Annotated in this window: 8 protein-coding genes; 2 read left to right on the top strand and 6 right to left on the bottom strand. The window is 59.0% G+C overall.

Going from position 1 to position 12,981, the window contains the following annotated elements:
* Positions 1–40: 40 nt before the first annotated feature.
* Positions 41–1,351: an ABC transporter substrate-binding protein gene (locus KJS47_RS14565; RefSeq protein ID WP_249716380.1), complete on the bottom strand. Its 1,311-nt coding sequence runs from the start codon at positions 1,349–1,351 to the stop codon at positions 41–43.
* 581 nt (positions 1,352–1,932) lie between these two features.
* Between KJS47_RS14565 and KJS47_RS14560 the strand changes: the two genes are divergently transcribed.
* Positions 1,933–2,511: a DUF421 domain-containing protein gene (locus tag KJS47_RS14560; protein ID WP_213525743.1), complete on the top strand. Its 579-nt coding sequence runs from the start codon at positions 1,933–1,935 to the stop codon at positions 2,509–2,511.
* A 36-nt stretch (positions 2,512–2,547) separates the two neighbouring features.
* Here KJS47_RS14560 and KJS47_RS14555 read toward each other — a convergent pair whose 3' ends face one another.
* Both KJS47_RS14555 and KJS47_RS14550 read right to left on the bottom strand, forming a co-directional pair.
* Entirely contained in the window at positions 2,548–3,057 is a 510-nt protein-coding gene (locus tag KJS47_RS14555) for a GNAT family N-acetyltransferase (RefSeq protein ID WP_213525742.1), read from the bottom strand.
* Positions 3,058–3,231: 174 nt separating this feature from the next.
* Entirely contained in the window at positions 3,232–3,993 is a 762-nt protein-coding gene (locus KJS47_RS14550) for a DeoR/GlpR family DNA-binding transcription regulator (protein ID WP_213525741.1), read from the bottom strand.
* 178 nt (positions 3,994–4,171) lie between these two features.
* Here KJS47_RS14550 and KJS47_RS14545 point away from each other — a divergent pair, with 178 nt between their 5' ends.
* Positions 4,172–4,333, top strand: coding sequence for an asparagine synthase (locus KJS47_RS14545; RefSeq protein ID WP_213525740.1), 162 nt, complete (start codon positions 4,172–4,174; stop codon positions 4,331–4,333).
* Between the two features lie 163 nt (positions 4,334–4,496).
* Here KJS47_RS14545 and KJS47_RS14540 read toward each other — a convergent pair whose 3' ends face one another.
* The 3 genes from KJS47_RS14540 to KJS47_RS14530 form a co-directional block, all read right to left on the bottom strand.
* Positions 4,497–9,227 (bottom strand): hypothetical protein, encoded by a 4,731-nt coding sequence (locus KJS47_RS14540; RefSeq protein ID WP_213525739.1) that lies wholly within the window; start codon positions 9,225–9,227, stop codon positions 4,497–4,499.
* A 233-nt stretch (positions 9,228–9,460) separates the two neighbouring features.
* On the bottom strand, positions 9,461–10,882 hold the full coding sequence (locus tag KJS47_RS14535) for an extracellular solute-binding protein (protein WP_213525738.1): 1,422 nt from the start codon (positions 10,880–10,882) through the stop codon (positions 9,461–9,463).
* 165 nt (positions 10,883–11,047) lie between these two features.
* Complete coding sequence (locus tag KJS47_RS14530; RefSeq protein ID WP_213525737.1) at positions 11,048–12,976, bottom strand: LTA synthase family protein; 1,929 nt, start codon at positions 12,974–12,976, stop codon at positions 11,048–11,050.
* Positions 12,977–12,981: the final 5 nt, after the last annotated feature.

Below are 12,981 nucleotides of genomic sequence, written 5' to 3'. Positions count from 1 at the left end.
CCCATCGGCATCCCCTGCCCGATCTAATACCAGGCCCGGCTTACTTCAGCAGTTCTCTGATCTTGGCGGCTGCCTTGGACATCGCGTCCTGGGCGGTACTCGTGCCGTTCAGAATTTGGTCGCGTGCATCAATGAGCGCCTGCTCCGCCTGAAGCCCATTGTCGCCCGGGAAGTTAGCCCACTGGACGACGGCATCCTTCTGCTCGATCGCCGGCTTCATTAACGGGTTTTCATCGAGGAATTTCTTCAGGTCTGCGCCCTTCGGATCCTTCTCTACCCCTTCGCGCGGCGGCAAGTAGCCCGTCCCTTGTACCCAGATGGCCAGCGATTCGGGCGACTGCAAGTGCTTGATGAACTCCCAGGCCGCCTTCTGCTTCTTTTTGTCCTTCGAGAAGACGACCAGCGTGTTGCCGCCTGCGGGAATGGAGCGCGGCTTGCTGCCAAAGGTCGGCGACTTGGACGTACGCAGGTCGAATTTGCTCTGCTGCTTGATCCCGCCCATTCTGCCGATCGTCGTATAGTACATGGCGATTTTTCCGTTGCCGAACGCTTGCTGGCCTTCTTCCTGCTTGCCGTGGAAGGCCAGTTTCTCCTTCACCATGTCCCCTATCATCTGATAGACCTCCACAACCTCCGGGGAGTCGACCGTCACCTTCAGCTCCTTGCCGTTCTTCTCCAGCCAATTGCCCCCGTTCGACTTGGCCAAAGCAAAGGTCGCCCAGTTATCCGGCGGTTCCTGTATGTAGAGTCCATAGTTTCCGGTCTGATCCTTGACCTTCTTGCTCAGCTCTTTGATTTCTTCCCAAGTGGCCGGAGGCTTGTCAGGGTTCCAGCCCACTTGCTTGAGCATGTCCGCATTGTAATAAAGGACCGGATTGCTAAGTCCGAACGATAGTCCTACCAGCTTGCCGTCATCCGCCCGGCTCAGATCGACGACGTTAGGCAGGAAATTATCCTTGATGAAATTGGGCTCCTTCTCGTCGAGCTTGGCCACCTCTTCGATAGGCGTATACGGCAAGCTTCCGTTCACGTAAGAAACGTAGTTGTACCCCATCATGGAGACATCTGGCGGATTGCCTCCCGCGATGGCGGCCTGAGCCTGCTGGATCACGCCCTGGTACTGATTCGGAATGTACTTACTTACCACCTGAATGGATTTGTTCTCTGCATTAAAGTTGTCTACGATTTTCTTTACTTCATTGCCGCCCCAGTCATTGGAGTTGACATGCCAGAATTCGATCGTAGTGACACCCGAGGCTTCCCCCGTACTGCTGGAGTCGGAGGAACAGCCGGACACGAGCAGCGCGGCAATCGACACGCCGATCGCGGAATAATGAAAGAATGATTTCACGATCCTTACTCCTCTCACAATTCAATCTGTCCATCAGTAATTGACCATCCCAATTCACCCAAATAAGGGAATGTAAGCACTTACAATCGTAAAGACAAAAAAAACCGAATCCTCTAGCCCCTGGGCTTACCTATCGGTTAGAAGGATTCTGGCGGTCGGGTTTCAGGGGCGTTTTCCGTTTTGCCTCCTTTCTTTCGATTTCGCTCACTTCTGCATGAAATTGCGTAGGATTAGTTCCCATCTTACATTCCTACCATAGGAGCGTCAACTATTTCCTTCCAAAAATGATCGTTTTTGTTTATTTCTTACTTTTATCCCGACATGGAGGGCCCACGGTCATGTCCGCAGTCCCACACCAAGAAGGCCCTTGGGAGTCCAAAGGACCTATCTGTCTGGCGGCCGCTATCGTACGAAATAGGATGGATCGTGGCCGCTACCCCCATCTCCCCTACATTTCCGCACCGAGCCAGCCTTTCCAGCGGCAAGCGGCTACCACCGCTTTCGTTCTCAGAATGTATAAAGAGAAGCGGACGGGAAAAGGCTAGTTCTTGGAATGCTTTCCAGAAAGGAGTGGAGAACCGATGCAATGGGCATGGATCTGGAAGTCGGTCCTTCTCCTGCTCGCCGGCATGGCGCTCTTAAGGATCGCGGGCAGAAAATCCATCTCGCAAATGACTGTGGCGACGACCGTTATCGTCATCTCGATCGGGACGACGATCGTGCAGCCCATCGCGAATAATCATATGAGCATTGCCGTCGGCTCGGCCTTTGTCTTTATCCTGTCTCTGCTCGTGGTTGAATATTTGCAGGTGAAGTTCCCCTGGATCGAGAGATGCGTCACCGGTCAGTCAAAGGTGGTCATTGAGAACGGAAAGCCGCTGGACTCGAATCTGCGCACCATGAGAATGACAGTTGACCAGCTGGAGTCGCAGCTCCGGCTGCTCGGGATCTCGAATATCCAAGACGTCAAGACCGCTACGCTGGAGCCCAACGGACAGCTCGGCTACGAACTGATGCCCCATGCCAAGCCGGTGACGATGGGGGATCTGGAACGGCTGCTCGGCTTGAAACAGGGCGAGCTGCCCAGCTCGAGCAGCAGCGCCCTGTTCGAGGAGCTCCAAAGCAGCCATTCGAAACCGATCGATCCCCGCCTGCAATAAGCGAACGGTTCCTGCCGGTCGTCCGGGTCGGAAGTGTCAGGATTCAAAAACCTGTACCGGACCGTCCCAGCTATCGCCTTGAAGCTGCTCTTCCCGGTATCCGCCCTCGCCCTTATAGGAAGCAAGAACGCGCCTCCAGAACGCATGGGCGTTCTTGTTACCGCTCGTTTGCCGGATTTCCCAGGCGCCGGGAAAGCGGTTGAACAGCGTGACCGCTACTTCCTTCCCTACTCCCTTTCCTCGAAATTTGCGCATAATGAAAAATTCCGTGATGGTGTTAGTCCCCTCTGCGGTGCTCAGCTTCATGTAAGCTTGGGGGACCCCTAGACTGACCAGCGCGAAGCCTGCGAGCTCCCCGTCCACCCGAACCAGAAACGGACGCCGGTACTCCTCCGCCCATTGATGATCGAAATAGCGGTACAAATAAAAGCCATGCTGGTTCAAAGCATGCCCATCGAACTCGCTGCTGTCATACTGATACAGCTGAAGCAGCTGATAGAGGATCGTCTTGTCCTCATATGGAACCAAAGCTACATCTATCATCATTGGTTTCCCTCCCGAATCCGATCGTATCACGAACACAGCAGCGACAGACGGATTCTAATGAAACTTTCCATACAAAAAGAGAAGCGGCGGCGGCCGCTTCTCTCCTATCGCACCTTATGCTGAGAGCTCGGCACTAAATTAAACGGCCGCGTCTCCCTCATTCGCTTGTTCTGCCTACACTGTCAACACATGGACGCCGGCCTCCTGGATCGTCTGGAGGTCGTAACCCGATGCTCCGCTTCCCGTAATGAGCGTATGAACGGCGCTCATCGGAGCGACTTGGTGAAGCGACAGCTTGCCGATCTTCGTATCGTCCGCCAGGACGATGACCTCTTGGGCCGCGGCGATCATGCCCTGCTTGGCCGGTACCAGCTGGGCGTCGGGATGCATGAGACCTCGTTTCGGATGAAGCGCCGGAATGCCCAGGAAGGCTTTGGAGACGTGAACGGAACGAAGCACCGCATCGGTGAACATGCCGTTCAGAATATTGCTTGACGGGTACAGCTCCCCGCCTGTCACCAGCACCTTGACGCCGGGCGCGTCTCGCAGCTCGGCGGCGATCTGGATGTCGTTCGTCACCACAGTCAGATGGGTCCGGTTGACGAGCTGCTCCGCCAGATGCAGCGTCGTCGTGCCCGAGTCGATCAGGATATGGTCGCCATCCTCAACGAGCTCAGCCGCGGCCTGGCCGATCCGGCGCTTCTGGTCGAGTTCGACGTGGCTTCGCTCGCGGAACGAGGCTTCCTGCCGGGTCAGCTGCTCGACGATCACACCGCCGTGGGTCCGCTTGAGCAGTCCCTCCTGCTCGATCTCCGCCAGATCCCGGCGGATCGTTACCTCATGCACGCCGAATTCACCGGCAAGCGCGGCTACGGAGGCGGACCTGTGCAAGCGCACATACTCGATGATTTTCCGTTTTCGTTCGGCTGCCAGCAATAGCGTTCCTCCTTCTCACACGGCCGCATGCAGGCGGCTCGTCTAGCACGTTCCTGCGATTAATAATAACCATGCACCAAAATATGTCAACTTGACTTCTCCTCTGCCGGAATAAACGAGCCCGTCCGAGCACACCCTAAGCTTCGTCTTTCCGACAACTATACGAGGAGTGATCAAGATGCGGGAAGGGTTAATTCCTACTGTACTTGGAACCGTCGTATCCGCTTCGGCAGCTACGCTGCTGCGCAGCCGGTATAAGCTGGCCGCCACAGGAGCCCTGGGCTTTGGGCTTGCCCATGTCGTCCTGGGTGCCATCGACCTGATCGAGCACAGGCGTTAGGAAAGACCGGGGAGGAACCGCATCTAGGCGGTTCCTTTTTCGCGTCATGAGGGCCGCGTCCAACAGCAAGAGCCTGTTCCGCAGGACCGCAGAACAGGCTCTCCTTGTGGGGCGGTGCCCCTTCCTTACCGCTCTTCCCGTTCAAGCGGGAAGACAGACCATCTTATCCGTTGTGGTGCTTGGTCCGGTATACCTCTCCGCTCTCCAGCACGATCCAGGCCCGGTCGGGCCCTGTCCCTGGATGCACATCGTTCACCAGGCCGCGGTAGGTCTCCTTCGCCTCTATGACGCCGTCCGGCTTGACGGTATATACCCCGCCGTTGTCCGTCACGGCGAGATACCGAAGCCCTTGTGCCGTCTGGACAGCCTCTGCACGGAGCACCCGATCGCCGAGCGTGGTGTGCCAGCGCACCGATCCGTCGGCTTCGATCAGATACAGCTGGAATCCGTCGGAGGCGACCAGCAGCTCCGTCCGCCCGTCTCCATCGAAATCGCCGGCTCGGATATCGTTGACCTCTCCTCCCACGTTCCGGCTCCACAGCTCCTTCGGCTTGCCGTTGAACTGGAAGAGATGCACGCGGTTCTGCTTGGTGCCGAGGGCTACCGCCGCCTGCAGGCTGCCGCTCCAGGAGGCGAGCGGCTCGACGACCTTATAACCGGGACCAGGAGCCCGGCTGCCGCCGTAGCGGGTTAGTACGCCGTCATTCAGGAACGAATAGTAGTAATACTCGAGTCCGAGAACGCCCTCGTCCTTGCCGTCTCCATCCAGGTCAAGAAATTCCATGTCCTCGATGCCATAGAAATATGCAATGTCTTCATACTGCTTGCTGCCATGAAGATCGAAGCCGTACAGGTAGCGGAACTGGGTACCGACCATGATCCACGGCTCCTTGTCGACGCCGTTCATATGCGCGACTCGGATGTTGGTGACGCCGAGCAGATTGCCCTTTTGCTCCCGATGCTCCGGACCATTCGGAATTTCCTTGTTCCACAGCTCCGTCCCTCCGGCATCCAGCACTTGGACATACCAGTTCTCGGTGGCGACGAACACCATCGGCACACCATCGACGTCCTGCACGGTCACCTCGTTCACCCGCCCCTTGGCGGCGAACGTCCATAACAGCGTGCCGTCCGCTCCTATCGCCTGCACCTTGCCGCTCGCTCCGCCGAGCAGCAAATCGGTCTGCCCGTCTCCGTCGATATCTCCCGAAGAGGAGTGGGTGACCGGCTCTCCGAAGGAATAAACTTTCTCCCTTTGAGGTGCTTTCGGGCTCCCCTCCCCCGGTGCTTCGTCTCGCTTCGGTCCTTGTCCTGGCTTACCGGGATGCGGATCGACCGGCGACCGCTTTATCTCCAGCAGGAGTCCGGCCAACTTGCCGTGGCTCGGTTGAAGCGTTCCGCTGCCGACTGTGCCGTCGTTAATGGGCTGCCCTGCTTCGTCGTACCGGGTCATGCCCTTGGTCATCCGGTACGCGGTCCAGCTTCCGTCCGTCAGGTTGAGCTTGAGCAAGACCGGCTGCTCGAAAGCGAGCGTTTCCCCTCCGATCACGACTTGCGTCGCCTCGGCGATCAAAGCTTCGCTCGGACCGATCAGATGGAATTTGCCGTTGGAGCGGAAGCCGTCCGCCTCTACCGCTCCCCAGCGGGCAAACCACTGCGACCCGTCTGCTTCCTCGATCCGGATCGTCGCGTCGTCGAGCCGCTTCGCCTGCACCGCCCGCTCATCGCTGGACCCGCTGGAGAGAACGTTGACGAACCGGGATACTTCTCCGGCCCGATACGCTTTCTCCTCCTTCACTTCGCGAAGTACATGCTCCTCGTCGGCATACGGATACGGGTACACGGTTTTCCAATACTTGATGAAATGCCCGTATCGCTCGTACTGCCGGAGGTGCGAGTCGTCCAGACTCTGCAGGCTCATCTGGACGCCCTCCTGCTCGACCTTGAACCGGTCCTTGGCTAGCGTCAGGCTGCCGAGCGTCTGCCAGGTCGCTTCGAGAGCGTATCGCCCGTCCTCCTTCATCTCCACATCGTCGTAGATTAGATAGAAGCGGCCCCCCGGACTCACAATCGACCGGGTCCAATCCGCCCCGTTATAGCTCGGCGTCTCGCTCCGGCTAATGCCGATTCCGCCGGCATCGGCCGCCCATTCCAGCCGGGTCAGCGGCGGCTTCGCTTCCTGGACGCCGTCCTTGATGACGAGCAGGCCGGTATGGTTTTTGGGCGCCTTCTCGATATAGTCGCGGTCGTCAATGAAGATCCGCCCGTTCGCGCTGTACTTGATGATCGTATTGCCGTCCATATGCCCATGCTTGCCGTCCGAGAAGCCGTCCAGCATCAGGTAGCTGTCTTCCAGCCGATAGCCCTCGCGGAAAGCGAGCTTATGGAACGTTTCGTCGATCGGGACCTCAAGCGAGCCTCCCAAATCCTTCTTCAGCTCGTCGTAGACGCCCTGCTCGACCGGGAATGCCTGCACGGCCGGATAGTCGCCCGTCAGCTCGGTCGCCTGCGCCTTGTCGGTCATGAACCGGTGGAACGGAAAATCAAGATCGCTCATGTTCTGACCGGGGAAGGGACCGGTACGCGTACGCTCCAGCAGAAACTGGTAGAGCGGCTCCTCAAAGAACCAGGACGCTGCGTTCATCACCTGCGAATGGTTCCAGGAATAGGCGCTGCTGCGGCCGAACGGATAAACGTCCCCGCCGCCCGACATCGTGCCCAGATTGTCGATCATCATGGCGTTCAGGTCGGCGCTCGGCCGAAGGCCCTTGGCCAGAAACCGCTCGTCCCCAGTCGCCATCGCGTATTCGAGCGTGATGCCCGGCACGTGCATCAAGTAATCCGAGCCTTCATCCAGGTTGATATTGCTCGTATTCCCGCGGAAGATCCGTTCCCCGAGCCGATACCAGCCGGCCATCTCCGGAAAGCCGTAGTACTTCTGGAAATAAGAAGCCCCGAAGATGAGCGACAGCGCCGGGAAGACGTCATGATTGTAACGAGCTCCCGTCTCGGGCGCGCTCACCAGGTAGCCGTCGCGCGTGTTTGCCTCATAGGTCAGATACAGAGCGGAAGCGAACTGGCTGCGCTCGGCCTCGTCGAACAGCGGCGATGCCTCCATGACCGTATACGAGCCGATCGTTGCATAGCCGTTCGTCCACATATTCCGCTTCGAAGCAAGCTGTCCCTGAGCTACCTTCGGATAGCGGTTCAAAAAGGAGGAGTAGGCTTGCCACAGATAGCGGTACCCTTCGCCGTAGCCCTCCGCCGAGGTCAGCTGATACAGTTTGCCGTAATAGGTCAGCTTGCTGAACAGCGACAGCAGATGGTTGGCATCGAGTTCGTCCGTGCTGTCCGGCACCAGCTTGGCGATCATCAGGTCGAACTCTGCCTTCATACGGACCACATCATCCGCGGTCGGATTGGCTCCGTACGGCAGCTTGGCTGCGGCCTCAGGCGCAATTACCGTCTCCGACAGCCAGGGCAGCGCCGGGGAGGACAGGCCGCCCAGCATCGCGTCCAGCCGGTCGGCTCCGGCTTGGAGCCCGGTCAGATCGCTCGCACCGAGCAGCAGCGTATTGCCGCCTTTGCCGAACGGGTCGATCAGCGTCTGCAGCTGATACCCTCCCTTGCCGGGATGAACGGCATCCGTATAAGACAAGTATAGGCCGTATAAGCGGGCGATGTGAGCATTGTTGCCGAGATTGCCCAGCACGAGCACGTTGCCCGCCCAGCCGTCCCCGACTTCGCTTTCGTCGGAGGCGGTCACCCGGGCCGTCACGCCCCATTTCTCGTTCAGCCGGGCGGCGAGCCGGTCCCCCGCCTGCCTCCATTCCGCCTCGGCGGGGGTGACGATCGTGAGCGCGGTCAAGTCGGTCTCGCGCTCCAGCGGGCGGGGCTCAATCGGCTTGGCAGGCAGCGGCTCTTCCGCCCCCAGAACCCGGACGGTCGCCGTATCCCCGTAGACGCTGTTGGTGACCGTCACGGAAGCCTGCCCGGCTTTATGCGCCTGAAGACGGCCGTCCGGCAGAGCTTCAACGATATCGGGAGCACTCGAGACGTAGCTGTTTCCGGTGCGGAGCACGTTAATGCCTCCCCCGGCGTACGAGCCAACCACTTGCAAATTCGCGGTCTGCCCGCTCTTCAGCGTATAGCTGCGGTTGACGAGCGCGAGCCCCGTCAGCTCAGCCGGATCGTCCTGGGCCCGGTCGCGAATCCGGATATCATCGATATGGAATACCCCCGTGTCCGTGCTGATGGTCGAGAACCGCAGCCGGTTGACCGACGCCATGCCGGCGTCGCGGAAGGCGGTGCCCTCCTTCACGTAGATCGGCCCGTTCTCGTCCGAGATCAGCAGCGTCTTGGTCTGCCTGGTGGCGTCGAACGCAACAGTGAACCGGTACCAGGTATCCAGATCATAAGAGGTGCCGGTATCCACCTTCGTCGCTCCATCGTAATAGACGAAGTTGCCGGTGCTGTTGAACCCGGCCCATTCGGCGGTCAACGTGCCGGACGGGCTATAGCTTTGCAGTTGGGTGATGAGCCGGGCGCGAGAGTCCGTTTTGGCCCACCATTCGATCTTACCTTCGGTGAGAGGAGAGAAATTGAGAAAGGGTCCGAACGCCTTGGTCGGATCGTCGTCCGTAATGCGGACCGAGCGGGTCCCGCTGTGGTAAACCTCCGCAGTGACGGTGGTCTTCGCGTCGGCGTTCCAGCCCTGCTGTCCTTGCAGAGGGCCGGTCTTAAACGATTCGAAATCAAAGAAAAGCCGGTCGGGCGTCGCGGCGCTCGCCGCGGAAGGAAGGGAGAAAAACGAAGAGATGGAGCTGACGACAAGCGCCAGCACAAGCAAAAGCGAAAAAACCTTGCGGGAACTGCGAAACATGGGCAATACCATCGAACTATTCCTCCTTTAATGGGAATCACTCCACAAAAAGGGGAAGCATTCTAGGTGTCGTTCAGGAAGCGCTTCCAGAATTCTGCCGGATCTAAGGCGCGCCAGGGAAGGCGCAGACCTACTGGCGAGCGGGACAGGAACAACGTTCCGTTAGGGCGGGCCCCCACCTCCTCTGGACTATAGCTACCTCATATTATGAAGGACACTGCACCAGATTACCACAATTTTTTGATTTATTTGTCAACATTGCCCGATAACTGCTTCATAGTTGTTTGCTGCAGCATGGAGGCCCAGCGGTTCTCCAGCCGCTCTGCCACCGGAGACAGTTCCTCCAGCCCGGACCAGAACAGCGCCAGCTCCCTCCTCGCTGCGAGTAGCTGCTCCTGGTTGAGCTGCAAATCGCGGACGGTCCGAAAGGTCGGAATGATGTCTCGGAACATGTGATAGCGCGACGGCTCGCTTCCCGTCTTCTTCTCTGCCATCCCGTCCGCCGCCTTCCGGTGAGCCGGGATGGATAGGGTCGTCTGCCGGATGAACAGCTGCGCTTCCCTGGACTGCATAAACCGGACAAAGGTACGGGCGGCCTCCTGGCGGGGTGACCCTGCATGGATCGCCAGGCCGACGGCAAGCAGCAGCGTCGTCGCCTCCCTAAGCGCGGGGAGGGGAGCGAGATCGAAATCGATCCGTTTGTCGCGAAGCGCGTTGATCGTAAAATAAGTCGCCAGAATCATCGAAGCCTTTCCCTGTTCGAACAGAGCCTGCAGGTCGCTGTCGCTCTCCGACAGATACGGCATATCCGCCGGCACCCGCATCAGCTCCCGGCTCGCCCGGACCGCCTCCCGAAGCCGCTCCTGCCGGTGGCCGTCCTCGGACGAACGGAACGCGTACCCGCTCTGCAGCAGGAAGATCGGCCAACGGTTCGTCGACAGGACATGGAACCCGAACCCGAGCCGCTGTCGGCCGTTCGCCAGCCGCTCCGCCGCCCGCTTCAGCTCGTCCCACGTCCAGCCGCTGTCGGGCTCTGCCAAGTCCGCTTCCCGGAAGTGCTCCTTGTTGTAGCAGAGAACGACGGGCGAGAAAACGAAGGGAGCGGCATAGATCGTACCTCGATGAATAAAGGCGCGCGTGAGAAACGGATACTCCTCTCCCGACGGCTCAGCCGGAGCCAGCTCCCGCAGCAGCTCGTCGTGCTGGCAGACGGCATCGAAGCCGGGCAGATTCAAGGTCATTACGTCGGCCAGCCGCTTGCCAATCATCTCGTGAAGCAGCAGCTCGGAATCCGGGTGGGGCAGACGGATGCATTCGATGCGAATATGGGGATGGTGCTCGTGAAACCGCTCAATCAGGGCGTCCATATTCGTCTCATGGGCCAGAGAGCGGTAGTAGCCGAACGTGAGCGTAACGGGTTTGTCCCCCTCAGGCTTCGCGACCTTGGTGCCCACGCGGGGAATGGTCGTCACATAGCCCTCCCCGGCCAACTGGTCAAGCGCCTTGCGGACGGACGTCTTGCTGAGCTGAAACCGCTCGGCGAGCCGAGGCTCGGCAGGCAGAAACTCCTCCGCCCTCCGTTCGCCCGACAGGATTTCCTCCCGCAGCGTCTTCACCATCAATTCGAACCGGTCCCGAAAGGTGGCTCGCTCTCTTCTTTTCTTCATGCCCCCGCCTCCTTGTCTCTGCTGACCTATATCTACCCTACTATATCACAGAACATGTCCCCGATTCGTCTTTGCTAGGCGGAAACCTCCATAAACAAAACAGACGGCCTCGAAGGCCGTCTGTTTTGTTTATGCCTGGCTGTCGCCGTCTACCGATCGCTGCCGTCAATTGGCCGCTGCCGTCCCCGAAGATGCCTTTTGCTGCCCCGCGGCGTCGCGTTTGGGCAGCACTTTGACGTATTCGTCCGACAGCTTCATCAGCTTGAGAATGTAGTCATAATCTTGGCGGTACGCAGAAAACTCTTCGACCGGCTCGAGCGTATGGAGCGAGATGGCCTTGCCATCCTCGAAGCCAGCGCCGGGAATGAACAGGATTTCGTTGTTGAAAAACGAGCCCGTCGGCAAATAATACCGCATGCCCACCACATTTCGCTTGCTGTTCAACAAATCCCTTCCGAACGGCAGCATGTCCTCGTCCGGCAACGCAATGCCGAGCAGATTGGCCATCGTCGGCGCGATGTCCACCTGGCCGCCTACCCGGGCGTATGCCGTTCCCTGGCTGGCGCCCGGCGCATGGATGATGAGAGGAATGTTAAAGCGGCTGACAAGCGGATGGTACGGAATGCCCAGCTCCTGCTTGAGCAGCTCGACATCGTCGCCCTCGAGCTGGAGGCCGAAATGATCACCGTATAGGACGAGCATCGTATTGTCCCAAAGTCCGTTTGCCTTCATGCCCTCGATCAGCTGCCCCAGAGCGCTGTCCGTGTAATGGACGGCCTGCAGGTAGTTTCCGATCTCGGTTCCACTCAGTTTCTCCGGAAGCGCCAGCGTCTCCTTTTCCTTCGGTATCTTGAACGGATGATGGCTCGACGCCGTGACCATCTGGGCATAGAAAGGCTTGCCGCTCTGCTGCTGCTCTGTCAGCCGCTCCAGGCCGACCCGGAACAGCTCCTCGTCCGACGCTCCGAACTCGTTGAACCGGTCGTTCGTGAACGCCGGCTTGTCGTAATACCGGTCGAAGCCGATCGCCGAATACAGCTTGTCGCGGTCCCAGAATTTGACGGCGTTGACATGGAACGTCAGCGATTCGTAGCCTCTCTCCTTAAGCAGCTTGGGCAGGCTCGGCAGTTCGCGGTTGCCGTACCCGGTCGACATGGCAATCGTCCCCGTCGGGTAGATGGACGTATTTGCGAGAAACTCCGCGTCCGACGTATTGCCCTGCCCGATCTGCTGGAAGATGCGGGAGAAGGTAAAGCTCTCCTGCATCAGCCGGTTCAGATTCGGCGTCACCTCCTGCCCGCCGACCTTGAGATGCAGCGGAAACGCCTGGAACGCCTCGAGCTGCAAGACCAGGACGTTCTTGCCCTCCTGGCTGGCAAAATAAGCGGGGTGCTCGACCGGACCTGTCGGTTGACCGTACCCGTAGTGCGCCTGCAACCGCTGTGCGATGCGGTGCGCCTGCTCCGTGCTCGTCAGCCTGGATTCTTCTTCCTTCTTGCCGTTCAGCAGAACGGCCGTCTCGTAGTTCAGGAAGCCGAGCTTCTCCGCTCGAACGAGCTCGTTGGCAATTTGGCCTTCCGCCCTGACCAGCTTCATCGAGGACGCAGCGCCAACGAGAAGCAGGACGGCCGCCGCCAGCCGGCTGATCTGCAGGACACCGTACCGGCTCTTTCCTTGTTTCTTGAGATAGTTTACGAGAATCCAGCCGATAGCGAAATCGGCAAAAAACAGGATATGCTCCGGCCGAAGCGTCGTTTTGACGCTAGAGGACACCTGCGCCAGCTGCTTGACCTCAAACAAGGACGTATAAATGACAACGGAACCGAAGTGCCGGAAGTAGACGGCCGCCGCGAGAAACACGACGGACAGCAATCCGTTTAGGCTCCAATAGACCGCGCGCTTCGCGCGGATCGGCGTCACCAGCTCCACGAGACCCGTGAGCACAATGACGCTTCCCAAGTCGACGGCCGCTCCCCGCCAACCGATCGTCCCGAACAAAAAATACCGCAGCAGCAGCATCTTCATCCATAGCAGCAGGGTGAACAGCACGAAGGGACTGCTCCCCCACGCCGCCGCTTTTGTTCTCCTCACCATGAAAT

Origin of the sequence: Paenibacillus sp. J31TS4, from assembly GCF_018403265.1 — a bacterium.
Taxonomy (GTDB): domain Bacteria; phylum Bacillota; class Bacilli; order Paenibacillales; family NBRC-103111; genus J31TS4.
This window is presented reverse-complemented; position numbering and strand designations above follow the sequence as displayed.